The organism is Ensifer sp. Root558 (genome assembly GCF_001427045.1).
GTDB lineage: Bacteria > Pseudomonadota > Alphaproteobacteria > Rhizobiales > Rhizobiaceae > Ensifer > Ensifer adhaerens.
On record NZ_LMGC01000035.1, the window covers coordinates 518,676 to 537,387 of the forward strand.

At 62.5% G+C, this 18,712-nt stretch carries 16 protein-coding genes; 9 read left to right on the plus strand and 7 right to left on the minus strand.

From position 1 onward, the window contains the following. Positions 1–467 precede the first annotated feature (467 nt). Together ASD63_RS28860 and ASD63_RS28865 are read right to left on the minus strand one after the other, a co-directional pair. Complete coding sequence (locus tag ASD63_RS28860) at positions 468–1,715, minus strand: MFS transporter (RefSeq protein ID WP_060530150.1); 1,248 nt, start codon at positions 1,713–1,715, stop codon at positions 468–470. A 15-nt stretch (positions 1,716–1,730) separates the two neighbouring features. Continuing rightward, complete coding sequence (locus tag ASD63_RS28865; RefSeq protein ID WP_060530151.1) at positions 1,731–3,140, minus strand: amidase; 1,410 nt, start codon at positions 3,138–3,140, stop codon at positions 1,731–1,733. A gap of 172 nt (positions 3,141–3,312) precedes the next feature. On the opposite strand from ASD63_RS28865, the gene gcvA reads away from it, so the two are divergent. After that, the gene (gene gcvA, locus ASD63_RS28870) at positions 3,313–4,242 is read left to right on the plus strand and encodes a transcriptional regulator GcvA (protein WP_060530152.1); all 930 of its coding nucleotides are present in this window, start codon (positions 3,313–3,315) and stop codon (positions 4,240–4,242) included. A gap of 176 nt (positions 4,243–4,418) precedes the next feature. On the opposite strand, the gene ASD63_RS28875 is transcribed toward gcvA, so the two are convergent. The 3 genes from ASD63_RS28875 to ASD63_RS35360 all read right to left on the minus strand — a co-directional run bounded on the left by ASD63_RS28875 (position 4,419) and on the right by ASD63_RS35360 (position 7,182). Further along, positions 4,419–5,624 (minus strand): MFS transporter, encoded by a 1,206-nt coding sequence (locus ASD63_RS28875; protein WP_060530153.1) that lies wholly within the window; start codon positions 5,622–5,624, stop codon positions 4,419–4,421. 74 nt (positions 5,625–5,698) lie between these two features. Continuing rightward, the gene (locus tag ASD63_RS28880) at positions 5,699–6,571 is read right to left on the minus strand and encodes a pyridoxamine 5'-phosphate oxidase family protein (RefSeq protein WP_060530154.1); all 873 of its coding nucleotides are present in this window, start codon (positions 6,569–6,571) and stop codon (positions 5,699–5,701) included. Further along, positions 6,571–7,182, minus strand: coding sequence for a TetR/AcrR family transcriptional regulator (locus ASD63_RS35360; protein WP_060530155.1), 612 nt, complete (start codon positions 7,180–7,182; stop codon positions 6,571–6,573). Before ASD63_RS35360 ends, ASD63_RS28880 begins: the two co-directional genes overlap by 1 nt. 105 nt (positions 7,183–7,287) lie before the next feature. Between ASD63_RS35360 and ASD63_RS35365 the strand changes: the two genes are divergently transcribed. Next, positions 7,288–7,752 carry a substrate-binding domain-containing protein gene (locus ASD63_RS35365; protein ID WP_034796317.1) on the plus strand — a complete coding sequence of 155 codons (465 nt, stop codon included), beginning with the start codon at positions 7,288–7,290 and terminating at the stop codon, positions 7,750–7,752. Between the two features lie 119 nt (positions 7,753–7,871). Here ASD63_RS35365 and ASD63_RS28895 read toward each other — a convergent pair whose 3' ends face one another. Then, positions 7,872–8,768, minus strand: coding sequence for a LysR family transcriptional regulator (locus tag ASD63_RS28895; RefSeq protein ID WP_060530156.1), 897 nt, complete (start codon positions 8,766–8,768; stop codon positions 7,872–7,874). Positions 8,769–8,929: 161 nt separating this feature from the next. On the opposite strand from ASD63_RS28895, the gene ASD63_RS28900 reads away from it, so the two are divergent. From ASD63_RS28900 to ASD63_RS35370, 7 genes are all read left to right on the plus strand, one after another. After that, positions 8,930–9,919: an aldo/keto reductase gene (locus tag ASD63_RS28900; protein WP_060530157.1), complete on the plus strand. Its 990-nt coding sequence runs from the start codon at positions 8,930–8,932 to the stop codon at positions 9,917–9,919. A gap of 163 nt (positions 9,920–10,082) precedes the next feature. Further along, positions 10,083–11,027 carry a hypothetical protein gene (locus ASD63_RS28905; RefSeq protein WP_156624193.1) on the plus strand — a complete coding sequence of 315 codons (945 nt, stop codon included), beginning with the start codon at positions 10,083–10,085 and terminating at the stop codon, positions 11,025–11,027. Then, the gene (locus tag ASD63_RS28910) at positions 11,024–11,911 is read left to right on the plus strand and encodes a ThiF family adenylyltransferase (RefSeq protein ID WP_034796311.1); all 888 of its coding nucleotides are present in this window, start codon (positions 11,024–11,026) and stop codon (positions 11,909–11,911) included. The genes ASD63_RS28905 and ASD63_RS28910 overlap by 4 nt, the downstream gene beginning before the upstream one ends. Further along, positions 11,908–13,107, plus strand: a complete 1,200-nt coding sequence (locus ASD63_RS28915; protein WP_060530158.1) for a hypothetical protein — start codon at positions 11,908–11,910, stop codon at positions 13,105–13,107. The genes ASD63_RS28910 and ASD63_RS28915 overlap by 4 nt, the downstream gene beginning before the upstream one ends. Beyond that, positions 13,100–14,206, plus strand: a complete 1,107-nt coding sequence (locus ASD63_RS28920; protein WP_060530159.1) for a GNAT family N-acetyltransferase — start codon at positions 13,100–13,102, stop codon at positions 14,204–14,206. The genes ASD63_RS28915 and ASD63_RS28920 overlap by 8 nt, the downstream gene beginning before the upstream one ends. Next, on the plus strand, positions 14,203–15,021 hold the full coding sequence (locus ASD63_RS28925) for a hypothetical protein (protein ID WP_060530160.1): 819 nt from the start codon (positions 14,203–14,205) through the stop codon (positions 15,019–15,021). Before ASD63_RS28920 ends, ASD63_RS28925 begins: the two co-directional genes overlap by 4 nt. 32 nt (positions 15,022–15,053) lie before the next feature. Continuing rightward, complete coding sequence (locus tag ASD63_RS35370; protein WP_156624194.1) at positions 15,054–15,224, plus strand: hypothetical protein; 171 nt, start codon at positions 15,054–15,056, stop codon at positions 15,222–15,224. Between the two features lie 25 nt (positions 15,225–15,249). On the opposite strand, the gene ASD63_RS28930 is transcribed toward ASD63_RS35370, so the two are convergent. After that, complete coding sequence (locus ASD63_RS28930; RefSeq protein WP_060530161.1) at positions 15,250–18,648, minus strand: acyl-[ACP]--phospholipid O-acyltransferase; 3,399 nt, start codon at positions 18,646–18,648, stop codon at positions 15,250–15,252. Positions 18,649–18,712: the final 64 nt, after the last annotated feature.

Genomic DNA, 18,712 nt, shown 5'->3' on the forward strand with positions numbered 1-18,712 from the left:
CGAGTGGCGTCGACTTCCCTCTCAACGGAGGCGGTCGCGATTGGCTCTAGGGATAGATCCTTCACTGCGTTCGTCCTTTGCAATCCCACCCGGCAGGCCCTGGCCGCACGTCTGATTCTGTAGCCGCTATTCTTCGCGATGACGGCCCGGATAAGACCGACACCGAGACGAAGTCCATGGCCGACGGGCTGGCTGAAATACTACGCCCGCTAAAGGGGGGTGTTGGGCTCGTGCTCCTGGCACCTGCGCAACCGCCCCCTCACAAAGTATCGAGGCCCATTCTTCGGCCGGCTTCGATTGGGGCCATGCGTGACGGCAAGCGAAACGCGCAAGGGATGGAACGGCATTCGTTCCCTCACCCTCGACCATATCTCATTGGTTGTATCGTTAGCAATTTATCGCAAGCAATGCGAACGCATGGCAGCGATATGCAATTGCGAAACGGACGAAAAAACTGCACCGCCAGTTCAAAGCCCTTCCGCAGCCGTACTTGATTTGAGACCGATGGTCACGATCGCCACAAGCGCGGCCACCGCGTTGGCGCCTCCGCTGATCGCAATGGCCGGGAAGTAACTGTGGCTGGCGTCGTAGATAAAGCCGGCGAGGCTCGGGCCGATCAGCGTGCCGATTGCGACGCTCGTGTAAAGAAGCCCGATGATCCCGCCCACATTGCGGCGGCCGAAATGATCGGCAACCACGGCCGGCAGCACCGCGACCCAGCCACCGTAGAACAATCCGAACAACAGAGCAAAGGCAACAAGGGCCAAAAGCCCGGTCGCAAAGGCCCAAACCGCAAGCGACACGGCGATGCCCGCGTACATTGCCGCCAGGAAAGTGTCGCGACCCAAACGATCGGCAAGCCCCCCAAGGCAGAAGCGCCCCGCCGTGCTCCCAACACCGATCGCGCTCAGGAGGAGAACGGCGACCGTCGGAGCGATCTGGTGATCGACTGCAAACGGGACGAGATGAACAAAGGGAACGAACACGCCGACTGCACTCAACAGGCATGCGACATACATGCCGACAAATTGCCGAGTCCGTATCGCATCCTTGACCGAAACGCCCTCCTTTGCTGCCGAATTCACGACGCCCGGTTCGACGAAGACTCCGTCCGGCCGAAGACCACGTCGCCCCGGATCGTTTTCGAGCAGCAATGCGGCGCCTATGCCGAAGGCCGCGGCCGCTCCACCGAGCACCAGATAGGCCTCTCTCCAGCCCAAAGCGGCGATCAACCAAGTCGCCAGCGGCGGCATGACAAGCGTGCCCAAGCCGATACCGCTGACCGCAAGACCCGATGCCAGGCCACGTCGCGCGACGAACCAGCGCTGAACGGCCCCAAGGGCCGGCACATAGGCACATCCCACGCCCAGACCTATTCCGAGCCCATAGGCGGCATAGACCTCGGCGATGGTGCGCGCCTGGCCCGCCAAGGCAAGGCCGAAGCCGACAAGGACCATGCCGACAAGGCAAAGCGATCTTGCTCCGAACCGATCCGCAAGGGGACCGGAAATCACGCCCAGGGCGAAGTACAAAAACCCTGCCAAAGAAAAAACAAGCGAAACGGAGCCACGCGATGCCCCGAGATCCTCCTGCAATACCTCGATGAAGGCGCTGAAGGTATAGGCGCTACCAAAACCTACGAATGTCAGCGTAAACGTCGCGGCGACGACGACCCATCCGTAGAAGATGCCTTGGCGCTGGCGGTGAGCGTTCATGATCGTTCGTCTCCGTCACCCTTTTCCCGGGTGTCTCTGGTGCCAAGCCGTATGCCCCTGGAATGCCGCTCCGGCGCGCACAAGGGTCAGTTCCTGGAACTGACCAGCCAGCAATTGAAGGCCGATCGGCATCTCGTCCTTTGCGACACCTGCAGGGAAAGTCAGTGCCGGATGGCCGCTCATATCGAGGGGGCAGGTATAGCGCTGCAGCCTAGCGATCAGATCCGGCTGCTCACCAAGTGTCGCGATGGCAGCGAGTGTCAGGGGAGCGAACGGCTGAACCGGGGTCAAAATCAGGTCGACGGATGCAAACAAGGCTTCGACGTCACGGCGGAAAATCGCGCGTCGCAGAAGGATCTGCTGATACTCCGCCTCCGAGACGGCTTTGCCCTTTTCAATGACGCCGGCAAGGATAGGCCCGTACAAGTCTTTGTTCGCAGCAAAGTCTCGCGCGTGAACGGCTGCCGCCTCCACGGCGCAGTTCGGCACCCAATCGGCAACGGCCTGGCTCACGTCCGGGAACCTGATCTCGACCATGTGCGCGCCAAGATCGGAAAAAACGTCCGAGGCAGCGGCGAGTGCGGCCTGTGTCTGAGGCTCCACGTCCTCGCTGTTCCACCCTGGATCAAAGCCTATCCGCAGACCGCCGACCCCGCTTCGCGAAGCGGAAGCGAAATCCGGCACCGGTTGCGCTGCCGCCGTTGGGTCCTTCGGATCACTTCCCGCGATGGCGGCAAGAATGATCCCCGCATCCATGGCGCTTCGCGCAATCGTACCGAGGTGGTCGAGGGAGGGAGCGAGATCGAAAACGCCGTGCCGGCTGACGCGCCCCCATGTCGGTTTGAGGCCCGTGACACCATTTGCGGCCGCCGGCCAGCGGATCGAGCCGCCGGTGTCGGACGCGATCGCACCGAAACAAAGGCCCGCTGCCGCCGCGACAGCTGAACCGCTCGAGGAAATCCCGGTCCAGTAGTCCGCGCTCCACGGATTGACAGACGGGGTTATTGCCGGATGGTAGTCCGAATACGCTCCCTCGGTCATTTGCGTCTTGCCGATAATGATCGCGCCTGCTTGCCTGAGGCGTCTGACGACAGTGGCGTCTTCGTCCGGAACAAAATTGCCATGGACGAGTGTGCCAGCCCTGGTTGGCACGCCTTCGATCCAGCACAGGTCTTTGACGGCGATCGGAACGCCGTGCAGCGGGCCGCGATGGCGTCCAGCGGCGATTTCCTCATCCGCCACCTTCGCCTGTTCCAGCGCGCTTGTGTCCATCACCTGCGCATAGGCGTGGAGGTCCGGTTCCAGTCGCGCGATGCGCCGAAGCTGCGCCTCGGTGATCGCCAGCGAGGAAATGCTCCCTCTTTTGATTCTGTCTCCGATCTCCGTGAGGCTGAGCAAAGTGAAATCATCCGAAACTATCGTCATTCAATTTTTCCCGACTGCGGTGAGCGAAATACATTAGAAAATCTATCTACCTTCAATCGCGCCTCTTGTTCCTCGTGAGGAGCGAGACAAGCACAGTTTAATGTGATAAAGCACATCATACTCGGCCGACAAACCAGATTTAATCATCCCTATAACTTAGAAAATCTAAATCATGAGCCGCCACCTTCCCCCGCTCAATGCCCTGAAGGCTTTCGAGGCCGCCGCCCGCCATCTCTCGGTCAAGATGGCGGCCGACGAGCTTTGCGTCACTCCGGGCGCGGTCAGCCAGATGTTGAAATCGCTCGAGACACATCTTGGCGTGAAGCTGTTCGAACGAGTGACACGCGGCATCTATTTGACCGATGCGGGCCGGGACTACCTGCCAGCGGTCCGCAATGCCTTTCGCCAGATTGCCGAAGCCTCGCGACGCGTCATGGCCTCCAACGACAGCGGCATGCTGACAGTCAGCGTCACGCCATTCTTCGCATCGGCATGGCTCTTGCCGCGCATGCACTCCTTCCAGGAGATCAGCCCCGAAATCGATCTCCAAATCGTCGCAAGCAGCACCCTTGCCGATTTCTCTCGCGGCAGCGTCGATGTCGCGGTGCGTCATGGTGCCGGCCGTTATCCGGGCTTGCGCAGCGACCGCGTCGTAACCGTCGAGATGGTCGCCGTGGCAGCCCCTGATCTCGTCGATCGCCTCGGCGTCCCTCGATGCGCGGACGATCTCATCCGCTGGCCGCATGTCCATGATGCCGACCGCAAGGGATGGAGCCTTTGGTTCCAGGCAAATGGCGTGGAAGAGTTCCGTTCTCCCCGCGGTCCGTCGTTTGACGATAGCAGCCTTATTTTGAAGGCGATCCTGTCTGGCCATGGCGCAGGGTTGCTGCCCGCTGCAATGATTGCAGCGGAACTCGCCAGCGGTGAGTTGGTGAAGCTCATGGACGCGGCTTTGATAGACGAGTTTGCCTATTACCTGGTGTGTCCCGAGCACGCCCAGGACAATCCAAAGATTGCGACCTTCCGGGATTGGATACTCAATGTGGAGAAGACGCCGTTGGCCAAAACGTCCACGGCTCAGAACAGCCTCCGTCCTGGCTAATGCGCTCCCGACCGTGGCACGGTCAGCGTCCGGATCGATGGCGATGCCTCGGCACCGGACGTCACCATGGCAGTTCTCTTGATTGCCTGGCTCTATCCTGCACGGCGGCACGGCGGATAGTCCGGGAGGGCAAGCCGGGCACGAGGTGCCCGAACACCCGGCGGGTTGCCTGCCTGTCAGCTCCGATCGGCACTCGATCTCATCGACGCCGATAACAGCAATGCCGCCGCTGCCAGCGCTGCCGCCACCAAGCCGAGATTGCCAGCACCTGCCCACTCTATTCCAAGCCCACCGATCGAACCGGATAGCGCAATGGCAAGGTAGAGAATGGCCTGATTGAGCGAGACCAGCACGCCGGCGGCCTCCGGTTTCAGCGAGATCAGCCGGTGTTGCTGCGGCGTCGTGATCGCAAAGGCGGCGATCCCGTAGAATGCGATGATCGCGAAGGCCGATGCCAGTGTCTCGGTGGTCAGCGGCAGGATCAGCATGCTGACGATGAGCCAAAGCAAGGCGATTGCCACAACCTTCTGACCGCCAACCCTATCGGCAAGCATGCCGGCACCCAGGTTGCCGATCGTGCCGATCACGCCGAGCGTCGCCATCAGGCCGGCCAGATAGACGCTGTTTCCTTGCGTGGCGGTCGCAAAGATGATGCCCATATACGTGTAGGGCAGATAGACCGCGGTGAAGGCGGGGAGCGTTACTCCGAGGACCGCCAGGATTTGCGGGTTACGCAGCAGCCGCAACTGCTGCAGCAAGCCCGTCGTCGTTGCGATCCTGATCGACTTCGGAATGAAGACGGCGACGCCGACGACGCCGAGGGCTGCCAGCCCGGTTGCAAGCCACATGGTCGATCGCCAGCCGAACACGCCGCCGAAAGCCGTGCCCAGCGGCGCGCCAAGCGCAGTGGCCGCCGTAAAGCCGCTGACGACCAGAGCCATCGCCCTGCCCCGATGTGCCCGCAGGACCATGGCGGCGGCGGTGACAGTGGCGGTCGGCACGAACAGCCCGACGCCAAGAGCCGCCACGACCTGACCGATCAGAACCTGCGCATAGCTTGGCGCAAGCGCGGTCCAGACACTGCCGAAGAGATAGACAAGGGCTGCGACGAGGAGAACGGTTCGGCGTTCCCAGCCGCCAGTCACGCCCACGAGAACCGGACCCGCGATCGCGCACGTCAAAGCGAAAATCGTAATGACCTGCCCTGCAACGGATGGCGCGATGTCGAGCGAACTGCTGAGAAGCGGCAACAGGCCCGCCAGAACGAACTCACCTGTCCCGACAACGAAGACGCCGAAGGCGAGCATCGACACCGAAAGCCATGGATTGGTCGCCTGCGGCTGATCGGCCTCATGCGGGGTTTCGAGCGTGGCATTGACCATGGCAAGACCTTTCCGGCACGGCCATGTTACGACCGGTGCCAAGATGCGAATGACAAAACTGGAATAGGATCGAACTACGGGCGCGCCAGCGCAGTGCGGCTCATCAGGAGGTCAGGCTTGAAGCGAACCAGCCCGTTCATCGGCATGCCCTCATGCGAGCGCCTCAGGCGGCCGTCGAAGCCGTCGAGCACGGCGTGTCCGGTCATGACCACCATCTCGCCCGTGCCAAAATCAGGAAACAGCAGACAGCAGGCAGGATCGACGAGCAGGTTGCCGAGGGTGTTGAAATAGTAGTTGCCGCGATATTCCGGCCAGATCAGGCAGTCGCCGTCCCACCGCACGAAACCGGCCGGACCGCCGCGATGGGAAACATCCATATCGCCGCCGGCATCGGAGGCGGCGCGGGTCGCAACGAAAAACGTATCGGCACCAGCAACGACACGTCGAGCCAAACTTGTATCGGCCGAGATCAGAAGCGGCTCTCCACTTGCGCCGACCGCCTGTTTAACGTCCCTCGGACGAATGTATTGCGGACAGTTTCCAAAGGCCTGCTGCACGTCGATGACAAAATCGCTTTGACCCACCCGACCTACGCTACCGTTGACGCGGATGCGCCGCCGGGTCGAAAGATCGATCGCAAGGATCGCGATCGGAGTTCCCTCGACAATGCCACGAGCCACTGGATCTGCGGCGTCAGGGCGTGCTGCGACACGCACACGCATGGCATCTGGTGCGCTCAGAAAGCCGGGCCGACCGAAGACCATGGTGACCCAGATCCGCCCCTCCCGGTCAGGCACGGCAAGAACGACATAGTGCAGTTCCGCAAGGAAACCCGCAAAGCCGGGTGGCAGGCTCGCCTGTATCGCGCGCGACCCGGCCAGTTGCTCACGGACGGCAAAGAGGCTCTGGAGTTGCTGCTCTCCGGCGTGAAAGGGGTCGTTGTCCATCACACACCCCGTGCCGCGGCAAGGCGCTCCCTGGACGCACGGCGTGCCAGCTCGAACTGCTCAGGCTCCCCCATGAGCGCTGCCACATTGGCCGATGCCTGGTAGGATGTCAGTTCGAAGGCCAGCACGCCAACATCAATGCCGCCTTGAAGCTCGCCTGCGTTGATCGCCGCGTTTGCCAGATCGACGATACGATGTCTCGCCTCGGCCCGGTGATGCTCGACACGGTCGCGGATCTCTCCCGGCCGGGTGCGATACTCGCTGCTGAGCGCATGCACCAGGCAGCCGCCGGGCAGCGTTCGCTGCTCAACGAATGTGTACCATCCCTCAATCAGAGCGATCAGGCGCTCCACCGCTGTCGGGAGTGCCATCGCGGGGCCAACCACCGTTTCGGCATAAAGTGCCACGCCGTTCTCGATCGTCGCCAACTGCAAGGCTTCCCGGTCGCCAAAGAGAACCTGAACGTTGCCTCTCGCCACACCGGCATCGGCCGCCACCCGTCCGAACGTCAATCCCTCCAGCCCCTCCACCGACGCGATCTGCGTCGCGTGATGAAGAATGTTCGCCCGGGCGCGATCGCCGCGCTCCTTCCGCTTGTCGTTCGCCTTCATGCCGTCTCCTGGTCGCCGTTCCGCAATTCAGATCATAACTATACATACGTATGTATATTGTCAATTGGAATGACGGCACGAACGCAATCCCGGTCCGGACGAAATGTGGGCCAAGCTTCGGGTCAACGGGTTCAAGAGCACCATCGAAGCCGATTTCCCGAGATCAAGATCGTCGCCGAAAAGGCCGGCGGCACCAAGGATGCGGGCATGGCGGCGACCGACTGGACCAAGAGCCACCCGGACATTCACGGCATCTTCACCGCGGCCGACACCATGGCGATAGAGTCGATCAAGTCGCTGACACAGGCTGGGGCGACCGACAAGATCAAGGTCTCGACCTCGAACCTCAACGACGCCGCGCGCGCCGCCCTTGAAAGGGGCACGCTCACCTGCGCGTCGCTTCAGCCGGCAGTGTCGATGGGACGCGATGCGATGCGCGAGGCGGCCGCCGCGATCGAAGGCGGCAAGGTGCTGGGCCGCATTGAAGCCCCCGCTTTGCTGGTGACGCGCGAAAAGGTCGCCTCCTACGATTTCAGCAAGATCATCGCCCCTGCCGACTACCAGCCCTGATATCGCTACGGACCAACGGGGAGCCGAGCCCTGCCCGGCTCCCTCGCCCCTTGGCGGTCGCTAAAACGAGCGCAGTTCCACATCATCGATAGTGCTCGTCCACGGCCCGTCGCGGCACGCTAGGCACCGCGAAAGCGCAATGCCTCGACCAGCAATGCAAACGCGGGCGACGCCAGCCGCCGGCTTGGATAGTAGAGATGGAATCCGGGAAAAGGCGGGCACCAATCTTCCAGCACGGGCACCAGCCGTCCCGATTTGACGAGCGGTCCCAAGTGATCGTCGGGAAGACAGGCAAGGCCCAGGCCGCCTAAAGCCGCGTCGATGATGATCGGCACATCATTAGAGACGAATTGCCCTTCGACGCGGACATTGAGCGGGCGACCGTCGCGTTCGAACTCCCACGCGTATAGTCCGCCAAGCGTGGGCAGGCGCAGATTGATGCAATTGTGCCCCGTCAGATCATGAGGTGTCTGAGGCCTGGGGTAGCGTGCAAAATAGTCCGGCGACCCCGCCACCACCATTCTGAGATCCGGACCTATGCGGACGGCGATCATGTCCTTTTCGATGCTTTCGCCCAGCCGCACACCCGCATCATAGCGCTCAGTGACCAAATCGACGAAGCGCTGGTCGATCGAGATCTCGACGCTGATCTCTCGGTACTCGGCCATCAGCCTTTTCACGGCGGGCATGAGGATCGTCTCGGCCGCGTGGCGGCTGGAGGTTATGCGGATGGTGCCGCCCGGCTGCTGGCGCATCGCGCTCAGCGCGTCGAGCCGGCTGCGAATGTCGTTGAAGGCCGGGCGCAGCGTCTCCATCAGTTGTTCCCCTGCGTCCGTCGGCACGACATTGCGCGTCGTCCGGGTCAAGAGGCGCACGCCCATGCGCTCCTCAAGCCGTCGCACCGTATGGCTGAGCGACGACTGGGACGTGCCGAGGCGGGCGGCCGCTCGGGTGAAGCTACGTTCCTCGCCAACCGTCAGGAACGCGACAAGATCACCCAGTTCATCTCGCTTCATTCATGAATCCACAATATAGGTTCATTCTTGATTTATCATCTAACCGAATTTCTCCGCGAGATCTAGATTGAGGCCAGGACGCGTTGAACCGGCGTGCCCTCTTGAAGAGAGCGCCGGCTGGTCTCGTGCGCGCTCGCCGCTATCACGAACGGAGCAAAGACATGAAGAAGCGAATTCTCGGAAGAGCGGGTCTAGAAGTCTCAGCCCTCGGCTTTGGCTGCATGGGCCTGGATTTCGGCTATGCCAGCAAGGTCAGCAGGCAGGAGGGCGTTACGCTGATCCGCCAGGCGGTCGATCGCGGCGTGACCGTCTTCGATACCGCGGAGGTCTACGGCCCCTTCACCAACGAGGAGATGGTCGGCGAGGCCCTGAAGCCCGTACGCGACCGCGTGGTCATCGCCACCAAGTTCGGCTTCAACATCGTTGACGGCAAGCAGTCGGGCTTGAGCAGTCGGCCGGAGCACATCCGCTCGGTCTGCGACGCATCGCTGAAACGCCTCGGGGTCGATGTCATCGACCTCTTCTATCAGCATCGCGTCGATCCAAACGTGCCGATCGAGGACGTCGCAGGCGCTGTGAAGGATCTCATCGCTGCCGGCAAGGTTCGGCACTTCGGCCTGTCCGAGCCCGGGGCTCAAACCGTGCGGCGGGCGCATGCAGTCCAGCCGGTCACCACGCTCCAGAACGAGTATTCGCTCTGGACCCGCGGCCCGGAGACGAACGGCATCCTTGAAGCCTGCGAAGAGCTCGGCATTGGCCTTGTGCCCTATAGCCCGCTCGGAAAGGGCTTTCTTACCGGTGCGATGAGCAAGGATACCAGGCTCGGCGAGGGCGACTTCCGCAAGATCCTGCCGCGCTTCACGCCCGAGGCAATGGAAAAGAACCAGGCGCTCGTCGATCTCCTAAAGAGGATCGCGGACGACAGGGGCGCCACGCCTGCGCAAATCGCGCTCGCCTGGTTGCTGGCACAAAAGCCATGGATCGTCCCGATCCCCGGCACGACCAAGCTTCATCGCCTGGAAGAGAACCTCGCCTCGGTCAATGTCGCGCTGACGGATGCCGATCTCGCAGAAATCGAAACAGCGGCCGCGGCAATCCCGATCGAGGGAGAGCGCTACCCAGAACAGTTGCTGAAGACGACCGGCCTCTAAGGCCGCGTCAGACATCCAGGCACAACCAGTGGGGCGGGAGCATGATTGCGCTCGCCCCGGCATCTCTTCCAGGAATTAAACCAAATGTTTGTCCTCTTCCGCAAGGATGCGACCGAAGCTTGCAGAAGCTCCACCCCAGAATTGAAGCTGCGGACGCGGGACATTGTACAATCTGATATCGGTCGTTCTGAAGAAGCGCCTCGATCTTTCATTCAAGACATCGCCAGACTTCCGCGCAAGGATCGTGGAAGCTCCCGGGCTATGGATGAACGAGCGCGAGGTCGCCAGGCTAAGGCAGGACCTGCGAAAAGTCGTGCAACGGTCGGTTCCCGATGGGGAGCTCGGGTACGGCATCTTCTCCGAGCGTGAAGATGCGCTCGCCCGAACGATCGTCACGGTCGTCTACCGGGTTTCCGACGGTGAGCCGGTTGCCTTCAACGCGCTGCCTGTCCTCCAGGTCTCTCTTTCCGGCAAACCGGTCGAAGTCCTCCATCTGGGGCTCGTGATGATCGACCCGGCGGTTCGCAGCCAGGGGCTTTCCTGGATCCTCTACGGCCTCACCTGTTTCCTTCTCTTTTTGCGCAACCAGCTTCGCCCGCTCTGGATTTCGAATGTCACCCAGGTGCCGGCCGTTGCCGGCATGGTGGCCGAGACCTTCAGCGGCGTCTTTCCCGCACCCACCCGTGGCGCACGCAGATCCCTGCGCCAGCAACTGATCGCCACGGCCATCATGGAATCACATCGCCATGTCTTCGGGGTCGGCCCTGACGCCGGCTTCGATGCCGATCGTTTCGTCATCACCAATTCCTATACCGGCGGTTCCGACAACCTGAAGAAGACGTTCGAGGCGGCCCCGAAGCACCGCAAGGCGGAGTATAACGACTTCTGCGCCGCCGAACTCGACTACGATCGCGGTGACGACCTCCTGCAAATCGGACAGTTGGATCTCAATGCGGCTCAGCGCTACCTCATGGAAAGCGTGCCGCGCAACGCGCTTGGTCGCCTTGCCGTTGCAAGTAGTGTCATCCTCGTACAAAGGCTCGTGCTGCCCGCGTTGCATTGGGCTGACAGCCGCCGGCAGTGGGGCGTGTTGAGGCCCAGCCGATGAGCAGCCAATTTTCCTACGAGACCTTCACCACACGCAACATCGGCTTCGTCACCGAAGCGGAACAACGGCGCCTGAGCCAGGCGACCGTTTTCGTCTGTGGAACCGGCGGCATGGGTGGCGCCTGTATCCAGTCGCTCGCGCGCGCCGGGATTGGTCGCCTGGTTCTTGCCGATATCGATGATTTCGAGCTTTCGAACCTCAACCGGCAGGTCTTCTGCTTCGCCGACACGATCGGCATGCCGAAGGCGCAGGCAACCCGCGAGCTTTGCCTCAAGATCAATCCCGGCCTGGACGTGACCGTCTACGGGCCCGAATGGACCGACCATGCCGATGCGATCATTGCCGCAGCCGATGTCGTCATCAACGGAACCGACGATCTCGGCGCCAGCCTGCTGCTCTATCGCACGTCGCGAGATCACGGCCAGACGGTGATCGACGCCTACGCCTCGCCGCTGCCCTCCGTCTATGTGACACGCCCGCAGGATTCGATGCCCGAGGAGCGGCTCGGTTATCCGACTGTCGGCACGGCCTGGAACGCGTTGACGCCGGACCAGCGGGCCGAGGCGTTCCTGCGCGAGGCGGAATATGTGATGGTGCATTCGTCGTCCCGTCACCATGTCGACCTGTCGCTCGCCGGTGAAGTGATCGCCGGCACCCGCAGCCGCATGTCTTTCGCGCCGATGGTGATCTCAACGGGCACATTGATGGCCTATGAGGCGATCCATGCAATCCTCGGCCGCCCACAGTCCGCCGATTGCCGCGGCTGGTTCTTCAACCCGCATGCCGGACGCGTCGAGCGACCCCGCAATGCGCTCGTTGCGGCACTGCTGCGACCGCTGGTAAGGCGCTACCTGACCCGACTTGCAGCTCCGGCGACGCCATGAACACCTCGCTTATTGCCGATAGTTTCGTTTCGCTGGCGGCACTGGGTGGTCTGCTCGTGCTCATCGGGGTGATCCGCAGTTTCGACGCCAAGAGCCCGTTGAACCGTCGGTTCCTCTTCGGTCTGCAGGTGCTGGCGGCCTTGATGGCGAGCCGGGTGCTCGCCTGGTGGACGGACCTTTTCATCTTCAAGGCCGCGACGATCATAACCGCGGGGCTCGTCCCGCTCTCGACCGTTCTGCTTGCCGAGGGCCTGTTGCGGCGACACGCGCCGAGAAACACGAAGTGGATCGCGGCCGGCGGCGCGGCCACCTTCTTCGTCCTCGCATTCCTGCCGGTATCGCTCGCCGAACCCTGGCGGGTCGCACTGCTGTTCCTCTACCAACTGGTCACCTTCGCCCTTGCCGGTCACATGACAGTGACGCGCGATCGGACGAGCCTGTCGAAGGCGGAAAACCAGGCCGTCGACCGCATTGCTCTCTCGCTGCTTTTGATCCTTCCGCTGCTCGTGACGGACTTTCGCTCCGTCTACATCGACCAGCCAGTGCGGCTCGGCGGGGTCGCCATCCTGTTCCTGTGCTGGCTGCTCATCAGCCTTGGCCAGCGCGCCGTCGGGCACCGTGACACGGTGGTCTCCTTCGTCATCCTGCTTTCCGTTGCGCTCCTTGCAGCCCTCGTCATCGGCGTCGAAAACAGCCTCGAACCAGCCGCGCTGGTGCGAGCGGCAAGCGTCATCCTCAGTGCCGCCCTGCTCGGCGTGATCTGGAAGGACAGCATCAGCCTGCGCATGGAGCAACGGCGGCAAAGCCTGATCCGGCATCTGGCGGAGGACAGCATCGACGACACGCTGGGCTTTCTCGAGGAGCTGCAGAACCATCCATTGGTCGACGGCGCACTTCTGCTTGGCGAGGACGAACTCTCCGACCTCGACTTGCCCACGGTCAAGGCGCTGTTTGCGACCCGCCCACTGCTGCGCATTGCCGAGACGGGAGGCCTTCCTCAAGAGGATGCGGAGCAGATGTCCTGGCTGCTTGAAAAATACGAGGCAACCCACGTCATGCTTGTGTCCAACCGGCCGTTCCGACTGATTGCGCTCAACATGCCTTCCGTCTCTGCCACGCCGGGTGCAGAAACCGAATTGAAGGTCCTCCAGCGCATGGCCATGCTGATCTCCGAAAGAGACCCGCTTCATGATTGATATCCGTACCGGCGATATCGACGCCTTCTTCTCAGCGCCCTTTCAGATCTACGGTGCGCGGAAACCCTATGTCTCGCCGATGCTGAGCGACCTCAAGCGCTTCCTTTCCGCCGAGACGAATCCACTCTTCGACACGGCTGCCGACTATGCCTGCTTCACGGCCCATGAGGGTGGTGCCGTGCGCGGGCGCATAACGGCGCATGTGCATCGCGCATCGAACGCGCAGTTCGCACTTGATCGCGGCTATTTCGGTTACTTCGACTGCGCCGAGGATGAACGGGTCGCAGCCGCCCTCCTGGAGCGAGCAGAGGATTGGGCGCGCGCGAAGGGCTTTCGGGAGATCCTTGGAAACTTCAACCTGACGGCCATGCAGCAGGTGGGCGTCATGACCGGTGGTTTCGAGAACGCGCCCTATACCGACCAGATCTGGGGACCGCCTTATCTGCCTCGCTTGTTGGAAAACCGGGGCTATGCGCCCTGTTTCCCGATGACCACTTTCGAAATCGACATTCGCACCGTGGAGATCGACGGATTGCTTGCCAGCGCGCAGATGCGCGCTCTTTTCGACGACGGTTTCCGCTTTTCGCCAATCCGGCGATCGACGCTCGAACAAAGGCTGGAAGACTCCCGATTGATCCTCTACGAGAGCTTCGCAGACAATCCGATGTTCGTGCCCGTCAGCCGTGCGGAGTTCGAGTTTCAGTCCAAGGAGATGAAGTGGATCATGGATCCACGCATTTCGGCGGTCGCGGAAAAGGACGGCACGCCTGCCGGCGCGGTGATCGCCATTCCTGATGTCAATCCGATGCTGAAGGCGATGGGCTCACGGCTGGGGCTGACTGCGCCCTGGCACCTGCTCAAGCATCGCCTGAAGCGCCGCCGCGCCGTGATCATATTCCAGGGTGTGAAGCCGGAACACCAGGGACGCGGGCTCAACCCGCTGCTGCTTGCCCATGTGCTGGGCGAGATGCGCCGTGCCGGCTATGACACCGCCGGTGGCACCTGGATTGCAGACGTCAACGCGGCGAGCCTGAGACAGGCGGAGAAGGCGGGCGCAAGGCCGCTTCATCGCCTGCATCTCTTCGGAAAGACGCTATGAAGCGCGTTGATGCCGCCATGCTCGCCGTTCTCGCGGCGGAGGCCAACCTCGCCCCTTCCGTCCACAACACCCAGCCCGCGCGCTGGGCGCTCGACGAGGAGGGACGCGTCCTGCTTGCCGCCGACCTCTCCCGGCATCTGAGCGTCGGCGATCCGACCAGCCGCGATATGGGGCTTTCCTGTGGGGCGGCACTTGAGGGCATGGCGATGGCGCTCGCAGCCCGCGGGATCGGTGTGACGATCGATGATCTCTGGACGCACAATCTACTCGATTGGAGACCCGGCTATCGGTTGGCCGCACGGCTACAGCTTACCGGCGAGGACGCGGTGCCGCCGGCGCTTTCTGAGTGGACCGCCAGGCGGTTCACATGGCGGGCGCGTTTCTCGCCAACCTCCCCTGAGCAGATTAAGAAGCTCGAACACTGGGCCGTTCAGGCGGTCGATGTGAGGCTTGCCTACGGCCGCGAGGACCTTGCCTTCCTTGCGTCGCTCAACGACCGGTCAAGCCTCGCAATCATGCGAGAACGCGCATTCCGCGATGAACTCGTAAGATGGATGCGACTGTCACCCCGGCATCCGGCCTATTCCACTGACGGCCTCAACCTCGCAGCCTTGCAGATGGGACGACTGGAAGGTGCACTGGCGGGACATCTTCTGGCCTCACCGCTTTTCGACATTGCCGACCGCCTGGGGCTTGGCCAAGCTCTCGTCGCGGAGTTGGAAAAGACGATGACGGCAGCCGCCTGTCTCCTGTTTCACCGCCGGAGAATGAGAGCCCGATCGTCTCCGGACAAGCCTTCTACCGTTTCTGGCTGAGCTTCACCCGCTTTGGTTTTGCCGGTTGGCCGATGGCGGTGCTTGCCGACCTGCCATCCGCTGCGCAGGCGTTGCGAGAGCGCTTCGCGCTGCCACCCGGACACCGGCTGATCAACGTGCTGCGCGTCGGGCCGGCACCGTCGACCGTTCCGAAGTATCGCCTTCCGGCAGGCGATCTCGTGCTGGACGGGAAGCCGGCCTGAAGGGCCGGCTTCCTTTTCGACATCCTCAGGCGGCGTTCTCGGCCTTTGCCGTCTCGGCGAGAAGCCTCTGGGCGCTGACGAAGTCCACCTTGCCGGTACCGAGCACCGGTACGGCACCTACCCTCACCTCGGAGGGAACCATCATGTCCATGGCACCCTTGTCTTTGGCGAAGCGGAGGAAGGCGGCGCGTGTCGCACCCGGAGCGTCGGTGAGCATGACCAGGCGCTCACCTTTCTTGGGATCAGGCAGCGACACGACGACCGTCAACTGGCCGGGCCACATCTCGCCCGCCAGCGCCTCCACGGCGCTGAGCGAAACCATCTCGCCGCCGACCTTGGCGAACCGTTTGGCCCGCCCGCGGATGACGATGAAGCCATCTTCATCAACCGTGACGATGTCGCCGGTGTCATGCCAGCCGTCGGGTGTCGGTTCGATCACGCCGGGCGCTTCCACGCGAAGATATCCGGCCATGACGTTGGCGCCGCGGATGAAGAGCCGTCCGCCCTCGGTGACACCCGGCACGGCATCGAGCCTGTACTCCATGCCCGGCATGATCTTGCCGACGCTGCCGGCCTTGTTGAACATCGGTGTGTTCAGCGCGATCACCGGCGCGGCCTCGGTCACACCATAGCCTTCGAGGATGCGGACGCCGAACTTTTCCATGTAGAGCGCACGGGTGGCTGTCCGGACCGGCTCGGCGCCGGCGAAGCAGTATCGGATCGAGCGGAAGTCATAGGGGTGCGCCGTTCGTGCATAGCCGTTCAGGAAGGTGTCGGTCCCAAAGATGATCGTCGCGTTGGACGCATAGATCAACTCCGGGATGATGCGGTAGTGCAGCGGTGACGGATAGAAATAGACCGGCACGCCGGAGATGAGCGGCAGGACCGTTCCGGCCGTGAGACCGAAGGAATGGAACACCGGCAGGATGTTGAACACCTTGTCGCCCGAGTGGAAATCGATGCGCGAAGCAGCCTGGGCCGCGTTGGAGAGGATGTTGCGGTGTGTCAGCACCACGCCCTTCGGCGTACCCTCGGATCCCGAAGTGTAGAGAATGACCGCCGGCTCGTCGGCCGTGCGCCGGACGAGCGGCCGCCCCTTTCGCAAAAGACCACGCAGCTTGTCGGCAAGACCGATCGTCTGGCGCAGATCATCGAGCCAGACGATCTCCACCGTCTTCGCCAATTCCTCGACGACGGGCCCGAGTTTCGCCTGGGCGACGAAGGCACGCGACGTCAGCACATGACGGACCTCGGCTGCCTTGCAGGCCGAGATGATGTTGGCTGCACCGGCGGTGAAGTTGAGCATGGCCGGTACCTTACCGGCGGACATCACGCCGAGGATGGTGGCAACCGCACCGTTGGCGTTGGGCAGGAGAACGCCAAGCGCCTTTTCGTTCGGGAAGAGCGACTGGAACTTCGCGCCGAGCACGGCCGCACCGGTCAATAGCTTGCCATAGGTGAGCGAACCGGTGACCGGGTCCTGCACGGCGAGCCTGTTGAACCCGCGCTCCCTGGCCGTCTTGATTACCTTCTCGATCACGGTGGTGTCCGTGTCGGTGGTGCGGAACATCAGCATCGACATGACCTGGTAGAGCGCAGCACCCGCGGCCATGCGGCGCTTGCGGCCCTTCAGTTCTTCCGGAACGGACAGGCGAACCGGCTCCAGAATGGTGACCTTCACCTTCGGGAACAGGCGACGGCGAACGTGCATGGAACTGAGGCGTGAGAAGTAGCTCTTCTCCAGCCCATCGATACGCACCGGCACGACCATGGAGCCGGTCTTGTCGGCCACCATCGCGGCGCCGTCATAGACCTTCATCAGCGCACCGGTTACCGTGATGCGGCCCTCAGGGAAGATCACCAACGGCTCACCATTGTTGACTGTCTTGATGAGCGTGCGCGTTGCCATTGGCTTTGACGGATCCAGAGGCAGGAAGTTGCACATCTTCAGGAACGGCCTGACCCACCAGGCCTTGGCGATCGTGTAGTCGACCGCGAAAGTCGGTTCCTCCTCGGTGAGTGCCAGCGCCAGCGCACCATCGAGGAAGGACACGTGGTTGAGCGCAATGATCGGTGCGCGACCGGCCTTCTTCAGATTGTCGAGGCCTTCGACTTCCAACCGCAGGAAGGCGCGGAAGAGGATGGAGACGAAATCGCGGAATGCGTTGGTCGGCAGCGTGCGCAGCATAACCCAGGCCGCAACGGCATTGGCAAGGGCAAGGCCAGCAAAGAGCACCGGTGTCGACATGCCCAATGCCTGCAGGATCGCGACAAGGCCGCCGCCAACGGTGATGAAGGCTGCAGACAGCACGTTCGACGCACCGATGACGCGCGAACGCTGGTCCTCTTGCGCCCAGGCCTGAAGCGCTGCGAGCGTGGGTACGGCGAGGAATGCCCCGGCAATCGCCATGCCGGCAAGATCGATGGCGATCCGTACCGTGTAGGGACCGGCGAAGAAGGCAGGGAGCGTCTCCGTCGGGGCGACCGCACCGGCATGCCCGACGCACCAGGCGAGATCGAGGCCGAAGAGCGCCATGATCAGCGTGCCGGCTGGTGCCGGCAGCAGCACGATACGGCCCGCAGACATCCAGGCCGCGATTGCGGAGCCGACACCGATGGCCACGGCAAAGACAGCGAGATAGGCGGTAATTGCGGTTTCGTCGCCGCCGAGATGATTCTTCACCATCGGCGGCAGCAGCGACAGCACGATAGCGCCTGCCAGCCAGAACCAGGCGGCCATCAGCGCGGTGCGCCAAAGCCGCCTGTCGCCGCGCAGCGACGCAACGAGCCGGCCGGTGGAGCGCAAGACGTTGCGATCGGCGACAAGGTCCGGCGCCTTGGCGCCAAGACGCGGAATGTAGCGGCTCGAAAGCCAGCAGGCGAGCGCCAGGCCGAGCATCATGGGACCAAACAGCCAGGGATTGACGCCGTCGGCTGCGGCAATCCCTGCGATGACAGTGCCGCTGAGAATGGCGATGAACGTCGCACCCTCGATCCAGGCGTTGGCGCGCGGTAGTTCCTTGCGCTCCAGGTGGTCGGGAAGGATACCGTATTTGACCGGCCCGAAGAGCGCGGAGATGGCGCCGAACAGGAAGAGCGCAACCAGCAGCACCGCGATGGAGGAGAACGCGATCCCGACAACCGCAACGCCTGCGGCAGCAAGCTCCCAGCGCTTCAGTCGCTCGGCAACGATCGCCTTGTCGAACTTGTCGGCGAGTTCGCCGCCGAGTGCGGAAAAGACTAGGAACGGCGCCATGAAGACGGCGCCGGCCAGCGTGACCAGCGATCCCGCATCATCGGCCGCCACGGTTGCGAGGATGAGGAAGACGAGCGTATTCTTAAGAAAATTGTCGTTGAACGCGGATAGAAACTGCGTCCAGAAGAGCGGCGCAAAGCGCCGGGATGTCATGAGATTGGTTTTCACGGAACGTCTCCCTTTTTTGAGCGTTCTAGATGAAAATAGTTACGCACTCGTCCACAGGTTGTTC